At 74.7% G+C, this 23,728-nt stretch carries 21 protein-coding genes; 16 read left to right on the top strand and 5 right to left on the bottom strand.

Annotated features, from left to right (window positions below):
- Positions 1-139: 139 nt before the first annotated feature.
- The 10 genes from D5H75_RS33715 to D5H75_RS33670 all read left to right on the top strand — a co-directional run bounded on the left by D5H75_RS33715 (position 140) and on the right by D5H75_RS33670 (position 10,389).
- A complete protein-coding gene (locus tag D5H75_RS33715; protein WP_119930645.1) occupies positions 140-1,339 on the top strand; it encodes a cytochrome P450 in 1,200 nt (399 codons plus the stop codon).
- 3 nt (positions 1,340-1,342) lie between these two features.
- Positions 1,343-1,537, top strand: coding sequence for a ferredoxin (locus D5H75_RS33710; protein ID WP_119930644.1), 195 nt, complete (start codon positions 1,343-1,345; stop codon positions 1,535-1,537).
- A 151-nt stretch (positions 1,538-1,688) separates the two neighbouring features.
- On the top strand, positions 1,689-2,291 hold the full coding sequence (locus D5H75_RS33705; protein ID WP_119930643.1) for a TetR/AcrR family transcriptional regulator: 603 nt from the start codon (positions 1,689-1,691) through the stop codon (positions 2,289-2,291).
- Entirely contained in the window at positions 2,284-2,871 is a 588-nt protein-coding gene (locus D5H75_RS33700; RefSeq protein ID WP_119930642.1) for a glycosyltransferase family protein, read from the top strand. Before D5H75_RS33705 ends, D5H75_RS33700 begins: the two co-directional genes overlap by 8 nt.
- 14 nt (positions 2,872-2,885) lie before the next feature.
- Complete coding sequence (locus D5H75_RS33695) at positions 2,886-3,575, top strand: glycosyltransferase (protein WP_206781977.1); 690 nt, start codon at positions 2,886-2,888, stop codon at positions 3,573-3,575.
- A 110-nt stretch (positions 3,576-3,685) separates the two neighbouring features.
- Positions 3,686-5,116: a rifampin monooxygenase gene (rox, locus tag D5H75_RS33690; RefSeq protein ID WP_119930640.1), complete on the top strand. Its 1,431-nt coding sequence runs from the start codon at positions 3,686-3,688 to the stop codon at positions 5,114-5,116.
- A gap of 108 nt (positions 5,117-5,224) precedes the next feature.
- On the top strand, positions 5,225-6,226 hold the full coding sequence (locus D5H75_RS33685; RefSeq protein WP_119930639.1) for an AraC-like ligand-binding domain-containing protein: 1,002 nt from the start codon (positions 5,225-5,227) through the stop codon (positions 6,224-6,226).
- Positions 6,227-6,905: 679 nt separating this feature from the next.
- A complete protein-coding gene (locus D5H75_RS33680) occupies positions 6,906-8,120 on the top strand; it encodes an MFS transporter (protein ID WP_119930638.1) in 1,215 nt (404 codons plus the stop codon).
- 186 nt (positions 8,121-8,306) lie between these two features.
- The gene (gene sigJ / locus D5H75_RS33675) at positions 8,307-9,206 is read left to right on the top strand and encodes an RNA polymerase sigma factor SigJ (protein ID WP_119930637.1); all 900 of its coding nucleotides are present in this window, start codon (positions 8,307-8,309) and stop codon (positions 9,204-9,206) included.
- A 4-nt stretch (positions 9,207-9,210) separates the two neighbouring features.
- The gene (locus tag D5H75_RS33670; protein ID WP_119930636.1) at positions 9,211-10,389 is read left to right on the top strand and encodes an NAD(P)-binding protein; all 1,179 of its coding nucleotides are present in this window, start codon (positions 9,211-9,213) and stop codon (positions 10,387-10,389) included.
- On the opposite strand, the gene D5H75_RS33665 is transcribed toward D5H75_RS33670, so the two are convergent.
- Entirely contained in the window at positions 10,364-13,030 is a 2,667-nt protein-coding gene (locus D5H75_RS33665; protein WP_119930635.1) for an AAA family ATPase, read from the bottom strand. The two genes, D5H75_RS33670 and D5H75_RS33665, sit on opposite strands and share 26 nt — an antisense overlap.
- A 112-nt stretch (positions 13,031-13,142) precedes the next feature.
- Here D5H75_RS33665 and D5H75_RS33660 point away from each other — a divergent pair, with 112 nt between their 5' ends.
- Genes D5H75_RS33660 through D5H75_RS33650 form a run of 3 tightly spaced genes read left to right on the top strand, consistent with a single transcriptional unit; the run spans position 13,143 to position 16,248 of the window.
- Positions 13,143-14,477 (top strand): MFS transporter, encoded by a 1,335-nt coding sequence (locus D5H75_RS33660; RefSeq protein WP_119930634.1) that lies wholly within the window; start codon positions 13,143-13,145, stop codon positions 14,475-14,477.
- Positions 14,474-15,811 (top strand): carotenoid oxygenase family protein, encoded by a 1,338-nt coding sequence (locus tag D5H75_RS33655; RefSeq protein WP_119930633.1) that lies wholly within the window; start codon positions 14,474-14,476, stop codon positions 15,809-15,811. Before D5H75_RS33660 ends, D5H75_RS33655 begins: the two co-directional genes overlap by 4 nt.
- The gene (locus D5H75_RS33650; RefSeq protein WP_119930632.1) at positions 15,808-16,248 is read left to right on the top strand and encodes an SRPBCC family protein; all 441 of its coding nucleotides are present in this window, start codon (positions 15,808-15,810) and stop codon (positions 16,246-16,248) included. Before D5H75_RS33655 ends, D5H75_RS33650 begins: the two co-directional genes overlap by 4 nt.
- A gap of 137 nt (positions 16,249-16,385) precedes the next feature.
- Here the strand turns inward: D5H75_RS33650 and D5H75_RS33645 are convergent, their stop codons facing one another.
- The 3 genes from D5H75_RS33645 to D5H75_RS33635 all read right to left on the bottom strand — a co-directional run bounded on the left by D5H75_RS33645 (position 16,386) and on the right by D5H75_RS33635 (position 19,431).
- Complete coding sequence (locus D5H75_RS33645) at positions 16,386-17,150, bottom strand: SDR family NAD(P)-dependent oxidoreductase (protein WP_119930631.1); 765 nt, start codon at positions 17,148-17,150, stop codon at positions 16,386-16,388.
- A 170-nt stretch (positions 17,151-17,320) separates the two neighbouring features.
- Positions 17,321-18,343, bottom strand: a complete 1,023-nt coding sequence (locus D5H75_RS33640) for an NADP-dependent oxidoreductase (RefSeq protein ID WP_119930630.1) — start codon at positions 18,341-18,343, stop codon at positions 17,321-17,323.
- Positions 18,340-19,431, bottom strand: a complete 1,092-nt coding sequence (locus tag D5H75_RS33635) for an alkene reductase (RefSeq protein ID WP_119930629.1) — start codon at positions 19,429-19,431, stop codon at positions 18,340-18,342. The genes D5H75_RS33640 and D5H75_RS33635 overlap by 4 nt, the downstream gene beginning before the upstream one ends.
- 157 nt (positions 19,432-19,588) lie before the next feature.
- Between D5H75_RS33635 and D5H75_RS33630 the strand changes: the two genes are divergently transcribed.
- Positions 19,589-20,464 (top strand): helix-turn-helix domain-containing protein, encoded by an 876-nt coding sequence (locus tag D5H75_RS33630; protein WP_202638767.1) that lies wholly within the window; start codon positions 19,589-19,591, stop codon positions 20,462-20,464.
- 27 nt (positions 20,465-20,491) lie between these two features.
- Here D5H75_RS33630 and D5H75_RS33625 read toward each other — a convergent pair whose 3' ends face one another.
- Positions 20,492-21,355, bottom strand: a complete 864-nt coding sequence (locus D5H75_RS33625; protein WP_147425371.1) for a TetR/AcrR family transcriptional regulator — start codon at positions 21,353-21,355, stop codon at positions 20,492-20,494.
- 97 nt (positions 21,356-21,452) lie between these two features.
- Between D5H75_RS33625 and D5H75_RS33620 the strand changes: the two genes are divergently transcribed.
- The gene (locus tag D5H75_RS33620; protein WP_119930627.1) at positions 21,453-22,235 is read left to right on the top strand and encodes an ABC transporter ATP-binding protein; all 783 of its coding nucleotides are present in this window, start codon (positions 21,453-21,455) and stop codon (positions 22,233-22,235) included.
- Complete coding sequence (locus tag D5H75_RS33615; RefSeq protein WP_119930626.1) at positions 22,232-23,554, top strand: FtsX-like permease family protein; 1,323 nt, start codon at positions 22,232-22,234, stop codon at positions 23,552-23,554. The genes D5H75_RS33620 and D5H75_RS33615 overlap by 4 nt, the downstream gene beginning before the upstream one ends.
- Positions 23,555-23,728 lie beyond the last annotated feature (174 nt).

Raw genomic sequence — 23,728 nt, 5'->3', positions numbered from 1 at the left:
GTCCAGACATGGTCCCCATCCTGGCATTCGTCCGGTTCGTCCGCGTTCCGGCCGTCGTGCCCACCGTCTTCCGGGCGTGTCAGCGGCCGTGTCAGCGCCGCGTCGGTCCCGTGTCAGCGCCGTCGGCGACGGTCGAGGCATGGAACACACCGTCACCACGCTGCCGGCCGCCCGTCAGCCGGGCTGCCCCTTCGACCCGCCGGCCGAGCTGATCGAGGTGCGGCGGCGCAGCCCCATCAGCCGGTACCTCTTCCCTGACGGCCACGAGGGCTGGCTGGTCACCGGGTACGACCTGGTCCGGGCGATCCTGGCCGACTCGCGCTTCAGCTCGCGCAAGGAGCTCATGCGCCACCACCCGACCATCGACTACGGCGACATCGAGGTCCCCCCGGCGCCGCCCGGCGAGTTCCTCCTCATGGACGAGCCGCAGCACAGCCGCTACCGCAAGCCGCTCGTGGGCAGGTTCACCGTACGGCGGATGCGTCAGCTCACCGAGCGGATCGAGCAGGTCACCGCCGAGCACCTGGACGCCATGGAGAAGGCCGGGCCGCCCGCGGACCTGGTGACCGCGTTCGCCAAGCCCATCCCGGCCGTCATCATCTGCGAGCTGCTGGGCGTGCCGTACGAGGACCGGGGCCGGTTCCAGCAGCAGATCGACATGTTCCTCGGCGGGGAGGCGAGCGACGAGGAGCTGATCGCGGCCTACACCGCGACCCAGGAGTACCTCGCGGAGCTGGTCGCGGCCAAGCGCGCGAACCCCACCGACGACATCCTCAGCGAGCTGACCGGCGGCGACCTGACGGATGAGGAACTGAAGGGGATGGCCCTGATCCTGCTGTCGGCCGGGTTCGACACGACCGCGAACATGATCGGGCTGGGCGCCTTCGCGCTGCTGCGGCACCCGGACCAGCTCGCCGCGCTGCGCGCCGAGCCCGCGCTCGCCGACGGCGCGGTGGAGGAGCTGCTGCGATACCTGAGCGTCGCCAAGACGTTCATGCGGACGGCGCTGGAGGACGTCGAGCTGGGCGGCCACACGATCAAGGCGGGCAGCACGGTCCTGATGTCGCTGAACACCGCCAACCGCGACCCCGAGCGCTTCCCCGACCCGCACCGGCTCGACATCCGCCGGCAGGACGGCGGGCACCTGGCCTTCAGCCACGGCATCCACCAGTGCCTGGGGCAGCAGCTCGCCCGCGTCGAGCTGCGGGTCGCGCTCCCCGCGCTGTTCGGCCGCTTCCCCACCCTGCGCCTGGCCGTACCGGCCGAGGAGGTCGCCCTGCGCCCGGAGAGCGCCGACATCCACGGGGTCAAGAGCCTGCCCGTCACCTGGGACGTGTGACCCATGCGGGTCACCGCCGACGCCGAGCGCTGCATCGGCTCCGGGATGTGCGTCCTGACGGCCGGCGAGGTCTTCGACCAGAGTGAGGACGACGGCACCGTCATCGTCCTGCGCCCCGAACCCCCCGAGCACTCCCGGGACGCGGTGCGCCGAGCCGCCGGCAACTGCCCCGCCGCGGCGATCACCCTGTCCCCCTGACGGGGTGCCCGCGAGCCTCGCCCACGCCACCCACCGCCCACGCCACCCACCGCCCACGGCGGCCGGCCCTCGCCGGCCGCCGTTTCCCATGCCCGCCGCCCTGGAACGACTTGATTTGACTAGCCACTAAATTCAATATAATTATGACTCCATGGAAAATGAGGCCAGGCGGCCGTACCGGATGGGCGCCCGGGCCGCGGCCATGGAGGCCACGCGCGTCCGCGTGATGGAGGCGGCGGCGACGCTGTGGGCGCGGCGGTGGTACGACGACGTCACGTTGCAGGACGTCGCCGAGGAGGCGGGCGTGTCGGTGCAGACGGTCGTCAACCGCTTCGGCGGCAAGGAGGGGCTGGCCGACGCCGTCTTCGACTGGGTGGCCTCGCGGGCGGAGGTCACCCGGCAGGCCCCGACCGGCGACGTCGCGGCGATCGTCGCGGTGCTCTTCGCGGACTACGAGGCGCAAGGCGACGCCAACGTGCTCTGGACGGCGCAGATGGAACGCGTCCCGGCTATCGCCAGGGCCGCCGCGCAGGCCCGCGCGCAGCACCGCGCGTGGCTGGAGAGGGTCTTCGCCGACCGCCTCCCCGCCTCCGGCCCCGATCGGGAGCACGCGCTGAACCTGCACTTCGCCGCCACGGACGTCTACCTGTGGAAGCTGTGGCGGCGGGATCTCGGCCTGTCCCGCGGCGACGCCGAACGCGCCATGCGCGACCTGTTGACCTCGATCGACCCGCGAAGGGGACACGATGCCTAAGAACTTCCTGTTCGCCACCTGGGCCGGCGGCGGAGCGGTGCCGCCCGTCCTGTCGGTCGCGCGCGCCCTGCGCGAGCGCGGGCACGGCGTCCGGGTGCTGGCCGACGAGTCCCTCCACGACGAGGTCGCCGGCAGCGGGCTGGAGGCGGTCGCCTGGACGACGGCGCCGCAGGGCGACGCCTCCGATCCGGCCAAGGACGTCATCAAGGACTTCGAGGCGCGCACTCCCCTGGGCCAGTTCGCCCGCCTGCGGGACCGCATCGTCTGCGGCCCGGCCGCCGACTACGCCCGCGACACCCTGGCCGAACTGCGCGCCCGCCCGGCCGACGCGCTCGTCGCCGAGCACATGCTCCTCGGCGCGTTCACCGGCGGGGAGGCCGCCGGCATCCCCCTGGCCTCGTTGGTGACGACCCTCTACCCGTTCCCCACCCCGGGAGCGCCGCCGCCCGGCCCGGGCCTCGCCCCCGCGACCGGCGCGCTGGGGCGCCTGCGCGACCGGCTGATGACGCGGCTGATGCTCAAACCCTGGGAGAAGGGGGGCTGCCGGCGCTCAACGCCGCCCGCGCCGCGAACGGCCTGACGCCCGTGGCCTCGGTGGGTGAGGCGTTCGACCGCGTGGACCGGCTGCTCGTGCTGTCCCCGCGCGCGCTCGACTACCCCGGGCGGCGCTTCCCCGAGTACCTGCGGCACGTCGGCCCGCGGCTCGACGACCCGGCCTGGGCCGGGGACCTGGAGCTGCCGCCCGGAGACGCGCCGCTGGTGCTGGCCGGGCTGAGCTCCTCGTTCATGAACCAGGGCCCGGTGCTCCAGCGCATCGCCGACGCCCTCGGCGCCCTGCCGGTGCGCGGGCTGCTGACCACCGGCCTGGCCGTGGACCCGGCGACGATCCGCGCGCCCGGCAACGTCCTGGTCACCAGGGCCGCCCCGCACAACGCCGCCCTGCGGCACGCCGCGGCGACCGTCACCCACGCCGGCCACGGGACCGCCGTCAAATCGCTGGCCGCCGGGGTCCCCCTGGTCTGCGTGCCCCTCGGCCGCGACCAGACCGAGGTGGCGCGACACATCGAGGTCGCCGGGGCGGGAGTCACCGTGGGCAGGAACAGCGACGCCCGCGCCATCGCCCGCGCCGTCAGCCGGGTGCTCGGCGACCCGTCGTACACCCGGCACGCCCGGCGGCTGGCGGCCGAGATCGCCGCCGAGACCGCCACCGACCAGGCGGTCATCGAACTCGAGGCCCTGGCCGACCGCGCGGCCCCCAGGAACACCGCCGCCGGCGCGGCCTGACCGTCAACCTACAGAGCGTGCCGGGGCTTGCGGCAAGCCCCGGCACGCGGCGCACAATCTCCGACTGAGGCCAGAGCGCCGGGCCGGACACCCGGGCGAAGGGGGATGCCATGATCGACGTGATCGTCGTCGGCGGCGGGCCGACGGGGATGATGCTGGCGGGGGAACTGCGGCTGCACGGCGTGCGCGTGATCGTGCTGGAGAAGGAGCCCGCGCCGCCGCCGTACGTCCGCTCGCTCGGCCTGCACGTCCGCAGCATCGAGGTGCTCGACCAGCGCGGGATGCTGGAGCCGTTCCTCGAACACGCTCAGCGCTATCCGCTGCGCAACCTGTTCGCCGGGCTCGACAGGCCCGCGCCCGACCGGATGGACACCGCGCACGCCTACATCCTGGGCATCCCGCAGACCGTCACCGACCGGCTGCTGGCCGAGCACGCCGCGCGGGCGGGCGCCGAGATCCGGCGGGGGCACGAGCTGACCGGGCTGAGCCAGGACGAGGACGGCGTGACCGCCGAGCTGGCCGACGGCTCCCGCCTGCGCTCGCGCTACCTCGTCGGCTGCGACGGCGGCCGCAGCACCGTGCGGAGGCTGCTCGGCGTCGGCTTCCCCGGCGAGCCCGGCAGGACCGAGACGCTGCTGGGCGAGATGGAGGCGACCGAGGACCCGGCGAAGATCGCCGCCGTGGTCGCCGAGGTCCGCAGGACCCAGCTGCGGTTCGGCCTCATGCCGCTCGGGGACGGGGTCTACCGCGTCGTCGCCCCCGCCGAGGGGGTGACCGGGGACCGCGCGGTCCCGCCGACCTTCGAGGAGTTCCGGCGGCAGCTCATCGCGACCGCGGGCACCGACTTCGGGGTGCGCGCGCCGCGCTGGCTGTCCCGGTTCGGCGACGCCACCCGGCTGGCCGAGCGGTACCGGGTCGGCCGGGTGCTGCTGGCCGGGGACGCCGCGCACATCCACCCGCCGGCCGGCGGGCAGGGGCTCAACCTGGGCATCCAGGACGCCTTCAACCTCGGCTGGAAACTGGCCGCCGAGGTGGCCGGCTGGGCCCCGGACGGGCTGCTGGACAGCTACCACGCCGAACGCCACCCGGTGGCCGCCGACGTGCTCGACAACACCCGCGCCCAGATGGAGCTGATGTCGCTCGACCCGGGGGCTCAGGCCGTACGGCGGCTGCTGGCCGAGCTGATGGACGTCGAGGAGGTGAACCGCCGACTGATCGAGAAGATCACCGCGATCGGCGTCCGCTACGACCTCGGCGAGGGCCACCCGCTCCTGGGCAGGCGCCTGCGCGACATCCCCCTCCGGCGCGGCCGCCTCTACGAGCTGACGCGCGGCGGGCGCGGCCTCCTGCTCGACCGGACCGGCCGGCTCTCGGCCGCGGGCTGGGCGGACCGCGTCGACCACGTGGTGGACGGCGACGCGGCGCTGGACGCGCCCGCCGTGCTGCTGCGCCCCGACGGCCACGTGGCCTGGGCGGGAGACGACCAGCGGGACCTGCTCACCCGGCTCCCCCGGTGGTTCGGCGCCCCCGCCGCCGCCTGAGACGTCCCGCCGCGGGCCGACAACGTTGACCCGTCCGCCATAGCCGGGAATGCGGGCATCTGGTTTCGTCTAGCCCTAGGGGACCGATTCCTTCCGGGGGAGGGCTTCGTGGGACTGGTGAACACCGTGAGCCTGGCCGGCCTGCCGGCCTCCGAGCGGTTCGACTTCTGGTGGGAGACCGTGGCCCAGAGCCTGGTCTCCGTGGACGCCTCCAGCGAGCAGGCCGGGGACTTCTGGGCGGAGCTGAGGTCGGTTGACCTCGGCCTGGTCCAGGTGCTCCGGGTGCGGTGCGCCTCGTTCGAGGCCCGCCGCACCCCGAGGCGCATCCGGCAGTCGGACGCGGGCGGCTACCAGCTCTGCCTGCTGATCGGCGGCGGCGCCGGGATGCGGCAGGGAGGCCGGGAGGCCGTCCTGACGCCGGCCGACCTGATGCTGTACGACACCTCGCGCACGTTCCACGCCTGGAGCGTCGCCGGCGCCCCGGGGAGCCGGCCCCCGGTCGTGGCCGACAGCCTGACCGTGCTGTTCCCCCACACCGCCCTGCCGGTGCCCGCCTCCGCCGCCGAACGCCTCCTGGTGACGCGCCTGCCCGGCCGGGAGGGCGTGGGGGCGCTCCTCGCGGCGTTCCTGCACCGGCTGATGCGCCACGCCGACCAGTACACCCCCGCCGACGCCATCCGGCTCTCCACGGTCCTCCTCGACCTGCTCGCCGCGCTGCTGTCCCACGAGCTGGACGTGCCGCCCGACCCGGGCGCGCACGACCCGCACCGGGTGCTGCTGCTCCGCGTCCAGGCGTTCATCGAGGAACACCTCGGCCACGCGGACCTCTCCCCGGCGACGGTCGCCGCCGCCCACCACATCTCCGTACGGCACCTGCAGAAGATCTTCGAGGAGCACGGGCTCGGCGTGGCCGACTGGATCCGGTCGCGCAGGCTGGAGCGCTGCCGCCGCGACCTCGCCGACCCCGCGCAGGACCCGGTGCCGGTCCGCACGATCGGCGCCCGGTGGGGCTTCCCCAGCCCCGCGCACTTCACCAGGGCCTTCCACCGCGCCTACGGCGTGCCGCCCGCGAGATACCGGCGCCGCCGCCGGGCCCCGGGCGGGGACTGACCCCGCCACCGATCCGCCCGTGCGCGAACGGGCAACAATCCTGCGCCGCGGGTCAACATCACGGCGCGCGGAGTGGGTTGCATGGGCGGTGGGCGACGACGGGGGACCACGCACCGCTCCTCCGCCGCCGCATGTCCGAGGCGACGAGGCGACGAGCCTCAGGCGACGGAGGGAGGGTGCGCGATGCCGCAGGAATCGATTCGCGGATGGGACTGGGGCCGGGCCTGACGCCGCCCCGGCCGGGCTCGGGTGAGAGGCCGCGGGAAGCGGGGGCGCCCGGGCCCGCATCCGGTGTCAGCCAAGCCGATCACCCCTGGAGAGGAGGTCACGATGTCGCACCGCACGCAGTGGGAATGGGGCTGACAGGCCCTGAGCAGCCAATCGCGGCGCGCCCGCGAGTTCCACGCGGAGAGGAGGGGCCGGGATGCGCACCTGGGAGTGGTGATCGCCGCGCCCCGCGCGAGGCGGGGCCGGTGACCGGACGGCGAGCGCGGCCACCACGGACGCCTTCGCCCCGGCAGGACCGATCCCGACGGAGAGCTCGACGGAGAGGAGGGCGCATGCGGAAGCGCACCTGGGACTGGTGATCGCCGCGCCCGCGCCCGGCGCGGGGTGAGCGATCGGCGAGGTGGCGGCACGCGGCGGAGCGTCCCGCCACCTCACGTACGGAGGGGCGAGGATGCCGAGGACGAATCCGGGGGCCGGCCTGCGCGCCTTCGCGGTCGCCGAGTTCCGGGGGCTGTGGGCCGGGGCCCTGCTGTCGAGGGCGGGCGACCAGCTCGCCCGGGTGGCGCTGACGGTGCTCGTCTACCAGCGCACCGGTTCGGCCGCGCTGACCGCCGCCGTCTACGCCCTCACCCTCGTCCCGGCCCTGCTCGGCGGGCCGCTGCTGGGCTGGCTGGCCGACCGTCACCCCCGGCGCGAACTGATGATCGCGTGCGACGTGACCAGGACCGTCCTGGTCGCCCTCATGGTCGTCCCGGGGATGCCGCTGCCGGTGATCGGCGTCCTGGTCTTCGCCTCCCACCTCCTGGAGTCCCCGTCCAAGGCCGCCCGCGTCGCGCTCCTGCCGGAGGTCCTGCCCGCCCCCGTCTACCCGGCGGGCGTCGCGATCAACTTCTTCACGAGCCAGCTCATGACCCTGGCCGGCTTCGCCGCCGGGGGCGTGGTCGTCGCCCTGACCGGGCCGCTCACCTCACTGGCCGTCGACGCGGCCACGTTCGCCGCCGCCGCCGCGCTCACCGCCCTGACCGTACGGCGGCGCCCGGCGGCCGGGCGGGACGGCCCCGGGCGGTCCTGGTGGTCGTCCACCACGGCGGGCCTGCGGCTGATCGCCGGCACTCCGTCGCTCCGCAGCCTGCTGGGGCTGGCCACGCTCGCCGCCTTCCACGTGATCCCCGAGGCGATCGCGGTGCCGTACGCCCACGCGCTCGGCCTGGGCACCGCCGAGGCCGGGGTCATGATGGCGGCGGTCCCGGTCGGCACCCTGCTCGGGGTGGTCCTGCTGACGACGTTCGTGCCGGAGCGCCTTCGGCCGCGACTCATGGGGCCGCTGGCGCTGGCCGCCTGCCTGCCGCTGGTGGCGAGCCTCCTCCGGCCCGGCTTCGCCGTCGTGCTCGTGCTGTGGGCGCTGATGGGCGTGTGCACGGCCTACCAGGTCTCCGCGAACGCCGAGTTCGTCCGCCTCGCCCCGAACGAGCAGCGCGGCCAGGCGGTGGGCCTGGCCTCCTCCGCCCTGGTCGCGGTCCAGGGCCTGGGCGTCCTGCTGGGCGGCGCCCTCGTGGAGTGGGCGGGGCCCGCGGGCGGCCTGGCGATCGCGGGGCTGCTCGGCGTCGCGGCGAGCGTTCCCCCCGCCATCGGCTGGTCCCGCGCCCGCCCGCCCGACCACCCCTGACGGAGCGGGCGAGGGCGGCCCGGTCGCAGGCCGCGACGTGACGTGCGCCACAGGACGCCCGGCACCGAGGGGAACGGTCGCCCCCTCGGCGAGGATGTGCTGATATCTCAGCAATCATTGGAACATGCCGGGAGATGCCCACCGCGACGCCGGAGGGGGGCGGACCCCGCGGCCTGAGGTGGTGGCATGGCGTTCGAGCGGCACCGGGACCTGCTGTTCGGGGTGGCCTACCGGATCCTGGGGCGGGTGGCCGACGCCGAGGACGTGCTCCAGGAGGCGTGGCTGCGGTGGTCCAAGGTCGCGGACGAGGAGATCGGGGACCCCGAGGCGTACCTCGTCACGGTGACGACCCGGCTGGCGGTCGACAGGCTGCGGCGGATCCGGGCGCGGCGGGAGACCTACCCCGGGCCGTGGCTGCCCGAGCCGGTGCTCACCGGCGACCTCGCCGACGACGTCGTACGGGCCGAGTCGGTGTCGATGGCGCTCCTGGTGGTGCTGGAGACGCTGTCGCCGGTGGAGCGGGCCGTGTTCGTGCTCCACGACGTCTTCGAGGTGCCGTACGGCGAGGTCGCCGCGGTCCTCGGCAAGAGCGAGCCCGCGGTGCGGAAGCTGGCGTCGCGGGCACGCGCGCACGTGCGGGAGCGGCGGCGGCGCTTCGACGCCGACGCGGCGACCTGGCGCGCGGTCACCGACCGGTTCATCGACGCCTGCCTGCACGGCGGCATCGAGGGCCTGATGGAGCTGCTGGCGCCGGACGTCGAGCTGATCGCCGACGGCGGCGGCAGGGCGCTGGCGCCGCGCAGGGCCGTGGCGGGCGCGGAGAAGGTGGCGCGCTTCGTGCTCAAGGTGATGGCGGTGCAGCCCGCGTTCCGCCGGTCGGCCGGCCTGGCTCCGGCCACGAAGATCGGCTTCGCCCTGGTCACGGCCAACGGCGGCCCGGCGATCGTGCTGTCGGCCGAGCGTCGTCCGATCGCGTTGTTCCAGGTCACCGCGCGCGACGGCAAGATCGGCACGTGCTACATGCTGGTGAACCCGGACAAGTTCGCCGGTCTCGTGTCACAGGAAGCGGGGGTGCCGCGTCCTTGACGGCATGACTGCCATCACCGTGATCGGCGGCGGCCTCGCGGGGCTGTCCGCCGCGATCACCGCCGCGGAGCAGGGCGCGCACGTGGTCCTGCGGGAAGCTCACGCCACACTCGGCGGCCGGGCCCGTTCCACGCCCCCGCCGTACATCGCCAACGACGGGCCGCACGCCTTCTTCACCGGCCCGGCCTGGGACTGGCTCACCCGGCGCCGGCTGGCGCGGCCCGCGAGCATGCTCACGCCGCGTCACCTGGCCCGCCTGCGGTTCCGGCACGGGAGGCGGCGCCGCGTCGCTCCCCCGGCCGCCTTCGTCTCCATGATCAGCGTACGGCGGTGGCGCACCGCGCCGGTCGACGAGGACTTCCGCGCCTGGGCCACGAGGGAGTTCGGCCCAGTGGCCTGCGAGGCGGCCATCGGCGCCCTCGGGCCCGTCACCTACTGCGGCGACGCCGGCGGCCTTTCGGCCCGGTTCGCCTACGAGCGGCTGCTGCGCACCTTCCGGATGGGATACCCGGCCACCCGGTACCCGCACGGCGGCTGGGGCGCGGTGGTCGAGCGCATGGCGGCCCGCGCGCGGAGCCTGGGCGTGCGCGTCGAGGTGTCCTCGCGGGTGACGGAGCTGCCGGAGGACGGGCCGGTCATCGTCGCCACCTCCCTCGACGCGGCGCGCAACCTGCTCGGCGACGACTCCCTCACCTGGCCGGGCGGACGGGCCGTGCTGCTGGACCTCGCGGTCCCCAGGGTGCGGTCGGATCCGGCGATCGTCTTCGACCTGGACCGGGGCGGGTTCATCGCGCAGCCCACGTCGCTGTTCGCCGCCGCCCCCGAGGGGCAGGCCCTCTACCAGGCCGAGATGCCCGTGCGCGAGGGCGAGTCCAGGGCGGAGGCCGCCGCCCGCCTGGAGGAGTTCGTCGACGTCGCCCTCCCGGGCCGGCGCGACCGGGTGATCTGGCGGCGGTCCCAGATGTCGCACGGCCGGACGGGCGCCCTCGATCCGCCGGGCCGGACCTGGCGCGACCGCCCGGGCATCGACCGCGGCGACGGCCGCTACCTCGCCGGTGACATGGTCGCCGCCCCCGGCCTGCTCTCCGAGGTCTCCGTCCTCAGCGGAATCCGCGCCGCCTGCCTGGCCGTACGCTCCCTCCCGGACCGCCCCGCGGTCAGCGGATGCCGGGCAGGTCCCTGAGCTGCCTGCGTGAGGTGAGGCCGAGCTTGCGGAAGATGTTGCGCAGGTGCGCGTCGACCGTGCGCGGGCTGAGGAACAGCTTGGCCGCCACCTCCTTGGAGCTGGCCCCGCCCGCGACCAGCCGGGCGATGTGCAGTTCCTGGAGCGTGAGCTGATCCGCCGCCTGCGCGGAACGGCTCCGGGCGCGCTCGCCGGTGGCGCGCAGCTCGGCGGCCGCGCGGTCGGCGAACGCCCGCGCTCCGAGGCCGGACAGCAGCTCGTGCGCCGTGCGCAGCCGCTCGCGGGCCTCGCGCCGCCGGCCCCTCCGCCGCAGCCACTCCCCGTAGAGCAGGTGGGCGCGGGCCCGGTAGATCGCCATCGGGGTGCCGTCGAGGTGTTCGACGGCCTCCCGGTAGGCGTCCTCGTCGTCGGTGACCAGGGCGCGCGCGTAGGCCCCGACCCCCAGTCCCCACGCCCGCGCCCCGGCCCGGGTGCGCTCGGTCAGCGTGCGCAGCGCCGAGGCGGCGAGCTCCGTCTCGCCGCAGCGGACGGCCGCCTCGACCAGCTCGGGCAGCGCCAGCCCGGACAGGCCGAGGTCGCCGTGCTCGACGGCCCGCCGGGCGGCCTCCAGCGCCGCCGGGTAGTCGGCCAGGCCGTTGCCGAGCACGGCCGTCGCCCACTGGACGCTCAGGCTCATCCGGCCGCCGGCCGCGAGCACGTTCTCGAACAGCTCGGCGGCCTCCTCGCGGCGCCCGCGCATGGCGGCCAGGTGGATCCGCGGGTAGACCAGCGGCGCCGCGCCGGTGGCCTCGGCGATGGCCTCCTCCTCGGAGATCATCTCCGCCGCCGCGCCGAGGTCGCCCGCGTGGACGGCGGCCGTGGCGAGCATGGCCAGCCCGATCGGCAGCATGTGGAACGAGCCGGACTCGCGGCCCGCCGCGACGATGCGGGCCGCGATGCCGTGCAGGGCGTCGTGGTCCCACAACTCCACGGCCAGCATGAATCCCATGGACGGCCACCTGGCCCACACCTCGTCGGCCGCCTTGCCGACGATCGGCCGCAGGACGGCGGACGCGGCCCGGTGCCCTTCGGTGGCCAGGCCGACCAGCCCGTCCAGGACGGCGTCGGCGCTGGACGGCGGGTCCGCGGCGGGCGGGGCCAGCCGGGCGGCCTCCACGACCGGGCCCAGCCCGCCGATCAGGATGCCCGTCTCCATGGCGTCCAGGTAGCAGGCCCGGGACCAGGCGGGATCGGTGCCGGCCAGCCGGGCGGCGGCGCGCAGCAGGTAGGTCGTGGGCCGCTCGTCGCCCCGGCGGCGGACGAACGAGAGCCTGCCCCGCAGCAGGTCGATCCTGGCCTGCTGCCGCTGGTCGAGCGGGGCGGTCTCGGCGGCGGCGAGGAGCTCGGCCGCCACGTCGAACTCGCCGACGGAGAGTTTGGCCTGCGCCGCGGCGAGCAGGCGTTCGGCCCGGGGCCCGGGTGTGAGGGTGAGCGCCGCCGAGCGTTCGAGGAAGGCCGCGGCGGCGGCCAGCCCGCCCCTGGCCTGGGCGCGGGCGGCGGACCGTTCGAGCTCGGCGGCGACCTCCTCGTCGGGGCCCGCGCTGGCCTCCGCGCGGTGCCAGGCCAGCCGGTCGGGGTCGGTGACGGGATCGGTCACCGCGGCCAGCGCCTCATGCGCCCGCCGCCGATCCTCCGGGGAGGCGGCGCGGTAGGCGGCCGACCGGGCCAGGGGGTGGCTGAAGCGGATCCGGGCGCCGAACTCGGCCAGCGCGGCGGCCTCGGTGGCGGCGGCCCGCTCGACGCCCAGCAGCCCGGCCGCCCGCCACAGCGATCCCGGGTCGCCCACCGGGTCGGCCGCCGCGACGGTGAGCAGCAGCCGGGCCTGCGGCGACAGCAGTTCCAGCCGGGCGCGGAAGCTCTGCTCGATCACGCTCGGAGTGGACGGGGGCAGGGCGAAGCCGCCGGCCATCCCGGCCAGGCCCGCGCTCCGGGGCAGCTCCAGCAGCGCCAGCGGGTTGCCGCGGGCCTCGGCCAGGATGCGGTCGCGTACGCGCTCGTCCAGCGGGGCGCGGATCGCGGCGGCCAGCAGCGCGCGGGCGTCGGTCTCCCCCAGCCCCCTGAGCGCCAGGCCCGGCAGCTCGTCGAGCTCGGGCGACCGGTACGGCTCGCGCACGGCGAACACCAGGGCCACGCGTTCGGCGGCGACCCTGCGGGCGAGGAAGGCCAGGGCGCGGGCGGAGGCGTGGTCGAGCCACTGCGCGTCGTCGACCAGGCACAGCAGCGGCCGTTCCCGGACCGTCTCCACCAGCAGGCCCAGGGTCGCGGCGCCGACCAGGAAGGGATCGGGCGTTCCGGCGTCCAGGCCGAAGGCGATCTCCAGCGCCTTGCGATGCGGGGGCGGCAGCGCCGTCAGGCCGGCCAGGATCGGCCCGCACAACTGGTGCAGGACGGCGAACGGCAGCTCCATCTCGAACTCCGCCCCGGAGACCCGCATGACCAGGAAGTCGCCGGCCGCCCCGGCCGCGTCGTCCAGCAGCGCGGTCTTGCCGATCCCCGGCTCCCCGCGCAGGACCAGGGCGCCGCCTCTCCCCTGCCGCGCCGCGTCGATCAGGGCGCGCACACGCCCGATCTCCTCGTCTCGGCCTACCAGCGATATGTCCATATATGAACGATTATTCCGTATTTGCGGGGGTCCTACGTAGCCGCGGCGGCCACGGCGGATAGGTAAGAACCACCGACGCGAGCGACGGCGGCCCGCTGCGAGTGTGAGGGCCATGAGCAGCGCCTCCCTCTCCCCTCCCCCCACCAGGGCCTGGACACCGCTGGCCGTTCTGGCCACGGCCCAGTTCCTCGTGGTGCTGAGCACCTCGATCGTGAACGTCGCACTGCCGCGGATCCGCGCCGGGCTCGGGCTCGACCCCGCCGGGCTGTCGTGGGCGGTCAACGCCTACGTTCTCGCCTTCGGCGCCCTGCTGCTGCTCGGTGGCCGCTCCGGAGACGTGTACGGCCCGCGCCGCGTCTTCCTGCTCGGCGCCGCCCTGTTCGCCGCCTCCTCGCTCGGCGCGGCCCTGGCGAACGGCCTCCTCACGCTCGTCGTGGCCAGGGCGGCCCAGGGCGTCGGCGCGGCGCTGCTGGCGCCCACCGCGCTGGCCATGACGCTGACCCTGTTCCCCGACGGGCCACGGCGCGGCACCGCGCTCGGCGTGTGGGGGGCGGTCTCCGGCGTGGGCGGCGCGGCGGGGGTGCTGCTCGGCGGCCTGCTCAGCGACGCGTACGGCTGGCGCTCGGTGTTCGCGGTCATGGTCCCCGCCGCCGTGGCCGTACTGGTGGCGACCTGGCGGCTGCTGCCCGCCGACCGGCCGCGCGGCGGGCGGCTCGACCTGCCGGGCGCGCTCACCGTCACCCTGGGCCTGACGGCGCTCACCTACGGGCTGTCCGGCGACTCGTGGCCGGCCCTCGCCGCGGGCGTACTGCTGCTCGGCCTCTTCGTCCGCCTGCAGCGCCGGTCGGCCCACCCGCTGGTGCCCGCGCGGATCTTCCGCGTCGGCTCGGTGACGGCGGCCAACGTGCTGATGGCGTCGCTCGGCGCGGTCTGGCTCGGGCTGTTCTTCTTCCTGCCGCTCTACCAGCAGCGCGTCCTCGGTTTCACGCCGGTGGAGGCGGGCCTGACCCAGCTCCCGCTCGCGCTGACGATCACCCTGGCCTCCTGGGCGGCCCCCCGGCTGACCCGGCGGCTGTCCGGCCGGGCCGTGCTGACCTGCGGGCTGCTGCTGCTCACCGCCGGGCTCGCCTGGCTGGCCCGGGCTCCCGCCGACGGCGCCTTCCTGACCGACCTGCTCGGCCCCTCGCTGCTGATCGGCGCGGGGCTGGGAGCGGCGTTCGTCCAGCTCACCACCCTGTCGGCGGCGGGCGTGCCGGCCGCCGACATCGGCCTGGCCGGAGGGCTCATCAACGCCACCCGCCAGATCGGCGGCGCTATCGGCCTCGCCGCCCTGACCGCCCTGTCCCTCACCGGCGGCTACCGCGGAACGTTCGTGGCCGCCGCCCTCATCGCCCTGTCGACCGCATTGATCGCCCTGATGACGATCCGAAAGGACGCGCTCCGATGACCGAACTGCCCAAGCCCTACCTCACCGGCCATTTCACCCCGGTGACCGATGAGATCACCGCTCGCGAGCTGACCGTGCACGGCACGCTGCCGCCGGAGCTGAACGGCCGCTACTTCCGCAACGGCCACAACCCCAAGCCGGGCGTCACCCCCAGCCACTGGTTCAAGGGCGAGGGCATGATCCACGGCGTGCGGCTGTCCGGCGGCCGCGCCGAGTGGTACCGCAACCGCTGGGTGCGCACCCCGTACCTGGACGGCGTGCCGTTCACCGGCACCGAACTGGAGGTCAGCGCCGCCGCCACCAATGTCATCTTCCACGGCGGCCGCTATCTGGCCCTCCAGGAGGCGAACCTGCCCTGGGAGATCACCGCCGAGCTCGACACCGTCGGCGTGTACGACTTCGGCGGGAAGCTCACCAGCGCGATGACCGCCCACCCGAGGGAGGACCCGGTCACCGGCGAGCTGCACTTCTTCGGCTACAGCCCGTTCCCGCCCTACCTGACCTACCACGTCGCCTCCGCCTCCGGGGAGATCGTCCGCTCGGAGGTCATCGACGGGTCGGGCCCGTCGCTCATGCACGACTTCGCCATCACCCGCGATCACGTCGTGTTCCTCAACTCCTCCGTGGTCTTCGACCACGCCGAGCACTCGGGCATCCCGTACCGGTGGCACGACGACGTGCCGTTCAGGATCGGCGTCATGCCGCGGACCGGGCCGTCCCGGATCACCTGGTTCGAGGCCGGGCAGGCCGCGCTGCTGCACGTCACCAACGCCTACGTGGACCCGGACGGGCGCGTCGTCGTCGAAGGCCCCCGCTACGACCGGGCGTCCTGGGAGAGCTCCTGGAAGTGGTGGATCGGCGCCCCCGGCCACGGCACCAGCCCCGACGCCGGATCGACCCTCCACCGCTGGATCCTGGACCCCGCCACCGGCAAGGCCACCGACGAACCCCTGGACGACCTGGCCACCGAGTTCCCCTCGATCAACGACGCGAGCACCGGCGCGGCCAACCGCTACAGCTACGCCATCGCCTTCCCCGGCGCCGGTCTGTCCGGCTACCACACCGTCAAGTTCGACACCTCGACGGGCCGCCGCCAACTGCTGTCCCACGGCGAGCACCGGATGCCGGGCGAGGCCGTGTTCGTCCCCGCCGAGGGCGGCACCGGCGAGGACGACGGCTACCTGCTCACCATCGTCAGCGACCTCAGGGCGGACGCCTCCCAACTGCTCGTCCTCGACGCCGCCGACCTCGGGAAAGACCCCATCGCCACCGTTGAACTCCCCCGCAGGGTGCCCGCCGGCATCCACGGCCACTGGATCGAGGACGACAAGTGATCACCGGAATCGACAGCGACGCCCCCGTCGTCGCCCGTCACTCCATCACCATCGACGCGCCCCTGCGGCGGGTGTGGGACCTGCACGCAGACGTGTCCGGCTGGCCCTCCTGGCAGAGCGACATCACCGCCGCCTCCGCCACGGGCCCGCTGGTCCCCGGCTCGGTCTTCCACTGGACCACCTTCGGGATGGAGATCACCTCCACGGTGTACGCGGTCGAGGAGCCGTACCGCGTCCTGTGGGGCGGGCCCGCGCACGGCGTCGACGGCATCCACGAGTGGACGTTCACCGAGGAGGACGGCGTGGTCCACGTGCGCACCGAGGAGTCCTGGGACGGCGAGCCGATCCGGGCCGACGCCGCCGGGATGGGCGCCGCGCTCGACGCCTCGCTGACGGCCTGGCTGGACCGCCTGAAGCGGGCGGCCGAAGCGGCCTGACCCGCCCCGGCGCCGCGCCGGCCCCCGAACGGCGCGGCGCCCCGCCGGCCGGGGCCGCGGGAGAGGGATCTCCCGCGGCCCTCCCGATCGCTCAAGGCCCCCGGTACGGCCCGCCCGGCCGGGCTCCCCGGGGCGTGCTACAGGACCTTCAGCAGGCCGCCGTCGATGACGTAGTCGCTGCCCGTGACGTAGGCGGCGGCCGGGGAGGACAGGAAGACGATGACGTTGGCGACCTCCTGCGGGGTGCCCCAGCGGCCCAGGGTCACGTTGATCTGGTCGGGCAGGTCGCTCATGAGCCGCTGGAAGTCCCCGCCGCGGGCCTGGCTGACGCGCGGGCCGTACTCGTCCCACAACGGGGTGCGGATGAGCGCCGGCGAGACGGTGTTCACCCGGATGCCCCGGGGGCCGAGCTCGTCGGCGAGGCCCTTGCCGAAGGCGGTCAGGGCGGCCTTGGACGCCCCGTACCAGTGGGGGCCGGACGCCGGCCAGTGCGCCACGCTGGTGGAGACGTTCACCACCGACTCCCGCAGCAGGGGCAGCAGGGCGCGCGTGATGCGCACGCCGCTGAAGAAGTTCAGCTCGAAGGCCCGCCGCCAGGTCTCGTCGGCGAGGTCGGGCAGCCCGCCCAGGTCGAGGCCCGCCAGCCCGCCGACACCGTTGACGAGCAGGTCGACGTGGCCGAACTCGCTCTCGGCGGCCCACCGCAGACCATCGACGCCATCGTCGGTCAGCAGGTCGGCCTCCACGGTGACGGCGCCGCTCCGCTTCAGCTCATCGGACACCACACGGTCGGCGCCGAGCACCCTGGCCCCTTCCGCGATCAGGGTGCGCACGACGGCTCCGCCGATCCCGCCACTGGCGGCCGTGACGACGGCGGTCTTCCCGGCGAGGTTCAAGTCCATGATCTCTCCTCAATGTCGATCAGTGGGTCAGTAAGTCAGTCGGGTGAATCAGTCAGTCGTTCGTCGTGAATCCGCCGGCCGGGGGCGGGGATCCGTCCCGCGGATCGGCGCCCCGGCGTACGACCTCGTGGTCGTACGGCTCTCGCCGGCACGTCAGGCAGGGGCGCCCGTCACTCCACTTCCAGCCGGACGAGCATCTTGCCGATGTTGGCCCCGCGCAGGACGCCCAGGAGCGCGGCCGGCGCCTGCTCCAGCCCGTCCACCACGGTGTGCTCCTCGCGCAGCGATCCGTCGGCGAGCCAGCCCGCGGCCTGCCCGATCCACTCGGGGAACAGCGGGAAGTAGGAGTTGACCAGCAGGCCGCGCAGCGTCAGCTCCTTGCCGTAGGCGGTGTAGAGGTTGCGCGGGGCGCAGACCGGCCCGGTGGCGTTGTACTGGGCGATCGCGCCCACGAGCGCGAACCGCGCGCCCACCCGGGCCGCGTCGATGGCCGCCTCCAGGTGGTCGCCCCCGACGTTGTCCAGGTAGACGTCGATCCCCTCGGGCGCGGCCTCGGCGAGCCGCGCGCCGATGGAGCCCTGACGGCGGTCGAGGCCGACGTCGAAGCCGAAGTCCTCCACCAGGCGGGCGGCCTTGTCCGGCCCGCCCGCCGAGCCGATCACCTTGACGGCCCCGAGCCTGCGGGCGAGCTGCCCCGCGATGCTGCCGACGGCCCCCGCCGCGGCCGAGACGAACACCGTGTCGCCCCGCCGTACGGGCGCGACCCGGGTGAACGCGGCGTAGGCGGTCAGCCCGGTGGTGCCCAGCGCCCCCAGGTACGCCACGGGCGGGGCGAGCGCGGTGTCGACGACCGTGGCGTCGGCGGCGTCCAGGACCGCGTAGTCGCGCCAGCCCAGGAAGTGCGAGACCGTCGCCCCCACGGGGATCGCGGGTGCGCGGGAGGCGATCACCTCCCCGACCGCGCTGCCCTCCAGGGGCGCGCCGAGCCGGAACGGCGGGATGTAGGACGGGGCGTCGTTCATCCGGCCGCGCATGTACGGATCGACCGACATCCACCGGTTGCGCACCAGGACCTGGCCGTCCGCGGGCTCGGGGATCTCGGTGTGGACCAGGGCGAACTGGTCCAGGCGGGGCTCCCCGTGGGGGCGGGCGGCGAGCCGGATCTCGCGCCCCTTCAGTCCGGTGGCGCTCACGCGCGGTCCTCCAGCGTGGGGTAGTCGGTGTAGCCGCGGTGGTCGCCGCCGTAGAAGGTGGCGGGGTCGGCCTCGTTGTACGGCCCGCCCGCGCGGATCCTGGCGGGCAGGTCGGGGTTGGCCACCCACATCGTGGCCAGCGCGATCGCGTCGGCCACGCCGTCGCGCAGCGCCGCCGCGCCGGTCTCGGGGGTGGCGGGGAAGGAGTCGGGCGTGGGGTGGGGGCAGAGGATCAGCCCGCCGGGCCACTCCTGGCGGATGAGCTCGGTCATGTCCCGGCTGACGGCCTCGAACAGGTGCAGGTACGCCAGCGGCGTCGGCGCCAGCGCCCGCACGAGCGCGCGGTAGAGATCGGCGGTGTCGCTCTCGGTGATCCCGTTGTAGGCCAGCCCCGGGGACAGCCGCAGCCCGACCCGCTCCGGGCCGATCGCGGTGGAGACGGCCTCGACCACCTCCAGCGTGAAGCGGATGCGGCCGGCGATCGAGCCGCCGTAACCGTCGGTGCGCCGGTTGGAGCCGTCGGCCAGGAACTGGTGGAGCAGGAAGCCGTTCGCGCCGTGCAGCTCGACCCCGTCGAAGCCGGCCTCGACGGCGTTCCTGGCCGCGGCGGTGAAGTCGGCGACGGTACGGGCGATGTCCTCGGTGGTCATCTCGCGGGGCACCGGGTGCTCCAGGAGCCCCTCGGGGGTGTAGAGCGACTCGCCGGACGCGATGGCCGAGGGCCCCACCGGGGTGGCCCCGTCGGCGTACAGCACCGGGTGGCCGATGCGGCCGCAGTGCACGAGCTGGGCGACGATCCTGCCGCCGGCGGCGTGCACCGCGTCGGTGACCTTCCGCCAGCCCTGGATCTGCTCGTCGCCGTGCAGGCCGGGTGTCTGTATGTAGCCCTGGCCGATCTCGCTCACCTGGGTCGCCTCGGTGATGATCAGGCCGGCCGAGGCGCGCTGCGCGTAGTACCGCGCGGTCAGGTCGCCGGTCAGCCCGCCGTACGCCCTGCTGCGCGTCATCGGGGCCATCACCAGGCGGTTGGGCAGCTCCAGCTTGCCCAGGGTGATCGGCCGGAAGTACTCGTCGAGTGGGTTGGCCACGTCGTCCCTTTCTCGGTGGGTCGGGGTACGGCCCCAGCCTGGGCGACCACGCCATCCCCACCAAGGACCCGCTTCTGGCTACCCACGCCGTGACCAGCCAGGGCCTGACCGCGATTCGAAATCGCCGGTTTTTGCCCGAACATGTACTGTCCGTCCCGTGGATGTCCGGACCGAGCTCAGCCAGTTCCTGAAGTCCCGTCGCGCCCGGCTGCGGCCGGAGGAGGTCGGGCTGACCAGCTACGGCAGGCAGCGGCGGGTGCCGGGGCTGCGCCGCGAGGAACTGGCCCTGCTCGCCGGGGTCAGCGTCACCCACTACACCCGCCTCGAACAGGGCCAGCACCACAACGTCTCCCCCGAGATCCTGGACGCCGTGGCCGGCGCGCTGCGCCTGACGGCCGACGAGCGGGCGCATCTGCACCGCCTGGCCCGGCCGGCCCCGCCGGGGGAACCCGGGGCGGCCGACGGGGCGGGCGGGTTCGCCGACGTCAGCCCGAGCGTGCTCGGGCTGCTGGACTCCCTGGTGCTCACCGGCGCGGCGCTGATCGGCCGCCGCACCGAGTTTCTGGCCTGGAATCCGCTGATCGACGAGATGCTCGGCGGCCTCGACGCGCCGCCGAGCCGGCGCACCGTCTCGCACTGGATGTTCCTCAACGAGAACGCCCGGCGGCGGTGGGGCGGCTGCTGGGAGCGCAAGGCGCGCGCGAACGTGGCGATGCTGCGCGCGGGCCTGGCCCGCTATCCGCACGACGAACGTCTCCGGGGGCACATCGCGGTGATGCGCGTGCAGAGCCCCGAGTTCGAGGCGATGTGGCAGGCGTACGAGGTGGAGGAGTGGTCCGCGGGCAGCGAGGACATCGTCCTGCGTCATCCGGTCGTCGGCTCCGTGGAGCTCGACTACCAGCGCGTGCTCCTTCCCGACGTCCCCGAGGTGCGCGGCCTCCTGCTCTACTCGGCCCGGCCGGGCACGCCCTCGCACGAGCGGATGCGCCACCTGGCCTCCATCGTCACACCCGGCCTCAGGTTCCCCGGATGACCTGACCGGGCCGGGCGACGGGACGCGCTACGCCTCGCCACCACCGCCCGGCCCGCCGCCGCGGATCAGGGTCTCGATCCCGTCGAGCATGCGGTGGATGCCGAACTCGAAGATGTTCTCCGGCTCCGAGGCCTCGAACGCCTCGTCCCCGAACTCCGACACCATGGGCAGCCGCGCCGCGCCGATGGTGCGCTCGAACGTCTCCCTGCGCGCCCGCGCCCACTCCTCGCGGGTGTGCCGGGTGGTGCGCGCCGCCCGTGCCTCGTACGCCAGCGGCACCGCGGCGCTCTGCACGTACGTGCCGATCATGATGGCGACCTGGACCAGGGTGGCGAAGTCCAGGCCCTGACCGGCCAGCGCGCGCATGCGCCAGTCGGTGTAGGCCATCAGCCCGGGGGCGGCCGGCGGCCGGGTGGTGATCGCGACCAGGTGCGCCATCCAGGGGTGGCTCCGGTAGAGGTCCCACTCCTCGCGGGCGGACAGCTCCAGCTTGGCGCGCCAGCCGTCGGGTCCCGGCTCGGGCAGCGGCCGGTCGCCGAAGACGGCGTCGACCATCAGGTCGTTGAGCTCCTCCCGGCTGGAGACGTAGCGGTAGAGCGACATGACCCCCACGTCCAGCTCCGTGGCGATGCGCCGCATCGACACCACGGCCACGCTCTCGCGGTCGGCCAGCGCGATGGCGGTCCGCACGATGAGGCCCCGGTCCAGGACGGCCTCCGGGCTCTCCGCCCCCTGCCGCGGCGGCCTGGCCGGTCCCCGGGTCTCGGGGGCCGGGCGGTCGGCGAGCCGCGCGCGGTAGGCCCTCGTACGGCAGGCGCGCGAGCAGTACCGCCGGGGACGCCCCCGCTCGGCGGGACGCAGCGCCCGCCCGCACATCTCGCACGTCGCCAACTCGGTGCCCCCATTTCCGTCACATCTGAATTCTGTGACGAAATTATAGATGACCGAGCTGAGTCGCGCTAATCGAGAGTTGATGTACGGTGTATTTATGACTCGTGCAGCGTACGACAACCCTGTGACGATAAATGCCGCCCTGGAGCTCCACCGCGTGACCAAGCGCCACGGGCACGGCGAGACCTCCGTGACCGCGCTCGACGACGTGTCGATGGCGATCCCGCGCGGCACGTTCACCGCCGTGATGGGCCCCTCGGGATCGGGCAAGAGCACCTTGCTGAACTGCGCGGCGGGCCTCGACCGGCCCGACTCCGGCGCCGTGGTCCTCGACGGGCACGACCTGGGCGGCCTGGACGAGACCGCGCTGACCCGGTTGCGGCGCGAGCGGATGGGATTCGTCTTCCAGTCGTTCAACCTGGTGCAGACCCTGACGGTGGCGCAGAACGTGGCCCTGCCCCTGGAGTTCGCGGGCCGGCGCGCGGACGGCCGGCGGGTCCGGGCCCTGCTCGGGAGGCTGGGGCTGGGCGACAGAACGGGCCACCGGCCGGCCCAGCTCTCCGGGGGCCAGCAGCAGCGGGTGGCGATCGCCCGGGCCATCCTGTCCGAGCCCGCCATCATCTTCGCCGACGAGCCGACCGGCGCCCTCGACACGCAGTCCGCGCGCGAGGTGCTCGGCATCCTGCGCCACGCCGTCAGCCAGGAGGGCCAGACGATCGTGATGGTCACGCACGACCCGGTGGCGGCCTCGTACGCCGACCTGGTGGTGTTCTTCGCCGACGGGCGGATCGTGGACCGGCTGCCGCGGCCCGACGCGGCAGCCGTGGCGGACCGGATGGCCCGGCTGTCGGCGCCCGCCCACGCCGGAGGCGCGCGATGAGGTGGCGGCTGGCCCTCGGCACGATCCGCGCCCACCGGGCGTCCTACCTGGCCTCGGCCGCCGTGATGGCGGCCGGCACGGCGCTGCTCACCGCGTTCGCGAGCCTGCTGGAGACCGGGCTGGCGACGGGCCGCGACTCCGGATTCCTCGTCATGCTGCCGGCCATCCTGGGCGGCTGGACCGTGGCGATCGTGGCCTTCGGCGTCGTGTCCACCGTGTCGCTCACCATCGGGCACCGGGAGCGGGAGCTGGCGCTGCTGCGCTCCATCGCCGCCACGCCGCGCCAGATCCGGCAGAACGTCGTGCTGGAGACGGTCATCGTGGCGGCGCCCGCGATCGCCGCCGGGCTGCCACCGGGCGCCTGGCTCGGCTCGGTCGTCCTCGGCCGCCTGGTGGAGGGCGGGCTCGTCGGGGCCGGAACCGAGCCGGCCACGGGCTGGCTCAGCGTCGCGATCGGCGCGGGCACGTCCCTGTGCGCCGCCCTCGCCGCCGCGCTGATCTCCAGCCGGCGCGCCGCCTCCATCCCCCCGGTGCGGGCGCTCGCCGCCGCCGCGCCCGCCCGCGCGCTCACGCGGGGGCGGGTCGCCGCCGGCGTCGCGCTGCTCGTGGTGGGCCTGAGCCTGTCGGCCACGACGCTGTTCATGGACGACGGCCCGCTGCTGTCCAGTACGGCGGGGCCGGCCGGGGTCGCGGTCGCCGTCGGCCTCGCCCTGCTCAGCCCGGCGGCGGCCCGGCCGATCGGGTGGCTGTCGGAGGCCCGGCTCGGCGCGGTCGGCCGGATGGCCGCCCGCAACCTGCACGCGCAGGCCCGGCACACCGCGGGCGTGGCCTCGCCGCTGATCCTCCTGGTCGGCATCGCCGGCGGGACGCTCTACATGCAGAGCACCGAGGACAGCGTCCACCACGGCGCGGGCGACGTCAGCGTCCAGCTCGCCCCGGTGAACTACCTGGTCGTCGCCATGATCATCACGTTCACGGCGATCGTCGTGGTCAACACGCTGATCGCCGCCACCCGGCGGCGCAGCCGGGAGTTCGGCCTGCTGCGGCTGTCGGCCGCCACGCGCGGCCAGGTCCTGGGCGTGGTGGCCGCCGAGGGCGTGGTCACCGCCCTCCTCGCCATCGTGCTCGGCACGGTCGCCGCCGCTGCCACCACGGTGCCGTACGCCCTGGTCAAGACCGGCTCACCGGTCGCGTCCGGCCCCGCCTGGATGTACGCGGCCATCGCGGGCGGCGCGCTGCTGCTGGTCATGCTCGCCTCGGTGCCCACGGCGGTCGGCGCCCTGCGCACCAGGCCGGTGGACGCCCTCTCCGCGCCCTGATCCCCCGAGCGCGCCGACGGCCCCGCCGCCCCGCGGCCCCCGGGTCTTCCGGGGAGCCGCGCGGGCGGCGGGGCCGTTCGTCAGACCTCTTCGACGCTGCTGGGCTCGCGGCGGGACAGGTCGATGCCGAGCTCCTCCGCCGCGCGGAAGACGTCCTCGTCGGTGTCGCGCATC

It is taken from the genome of Bailinhaonella thermotolerans, assembly GCF_003594875.1.
In the GTDB taxonomy this organism is placed as follows: Bacteria; Actinomycetota; Actinomycetes; order Streptosporangiales; family Streptosporangiaceae; genus Bailinhaonella; species Bailinhaonella thermotolerans.
Note: the sequence above shows the minus strand (reverse complement) of the source record. Positions and strands in the feature narration are given on the sequence as shown.

Coding starts and splice junctions, on each gene's coding strand:
- D5H75_RS33715 (WP_119930645.1), top strand. CDS start 140: ATGGAACACACCGTCACCACGCTGCCGGCCGCCCGTCAGCCGGGCTGC.
- D5H75_RS33710 (WP_119930644.1), top strand. CDS start 1,343: ATGCGGGTCACCGCCGACGCCGAGCGCTGCATCGGCTCCGGGATGTGC.
- D5H75_RS33705 (WP_119930643.1), top strand. CDS start 1,689: ATGGAAAATGAGGCCAGGCGGCCGTACCGGATGGGCGCCCGGGCCGCG.
- D5H75_RS33700 (WP_119930642.1), top strand. CDS start 2,284: ATGCCTAAGAACTTCCTGTTCGCCACCTGGGCCGGCGGCGGAGCGGTG.
- rox (WP_119930640.1), top strand. CDS start 3,686: ATGATCGACGTGATCGTCGTCGGCGGCGGGCCGACGGGGATGATGCTG.
- D5H75_RS33680 (WP_119930638.1), top strand. CDS start 6,906: ATGCCGAGGACGAATCCGGGGGCCGGCCTGCGCGCCTTCGCGGTCGCC.
- sigJ (WP_119930637.1), top strand. CDS start 8,307: ATGGCGTTCGAGCGGCACCGGGACCTGCTGTTCGGGGTGGCCTACCGG.
- D5H75_RS33670 (WP_119930636.1), top strand. CDS start 9,211: ATGACTGCCATCACCGTGATCGGCGGCGGCCTCGCGGGGCTGTCCGCC.
- D5H75_RS33665 (WP_119930635.1), bottom strand. CDS start 13,030: ATGGACATATCGCTGGTAGGCCGAGACGAGGAGATCGGGCGTGTGCGC.
- D5H75_RS33660 (WP_119930634.1), top strand. CDS start 13,143: ATGAGCAGCGCCTCCCTCTCCCCTCCCCCCACCAGGGCCTGGACACCG.
- D5H75_RS33655 (WP_119930633.1), top strand. CDS start 14,474: ATGACCGAACTGCCCAAGCCCTACCTCACCGGCCATTTCACCCCGGTG.
- D5H75_RS33645 (WP_119930631.1), bottom strand. CDS start 17,150: ATGGACTTGAACCTCGCCGGGAAGACCGCCGTCGTCACGGCCGCCAGT.
- D5H75_RS33620 (WP_119930627.1), top strand. CDS start 21,453: ATGACTCGTGCAGCGTACGACAACCCTGTGACGATAAATGCCGCCCTG.
- D5H75_RS33615 (WP_119930626.1), top strand. CDS start 22,232: ATGAGGTGGCGGCTGGCCCTCGGCACGATCCGCGCCCACCGGGCGTCC.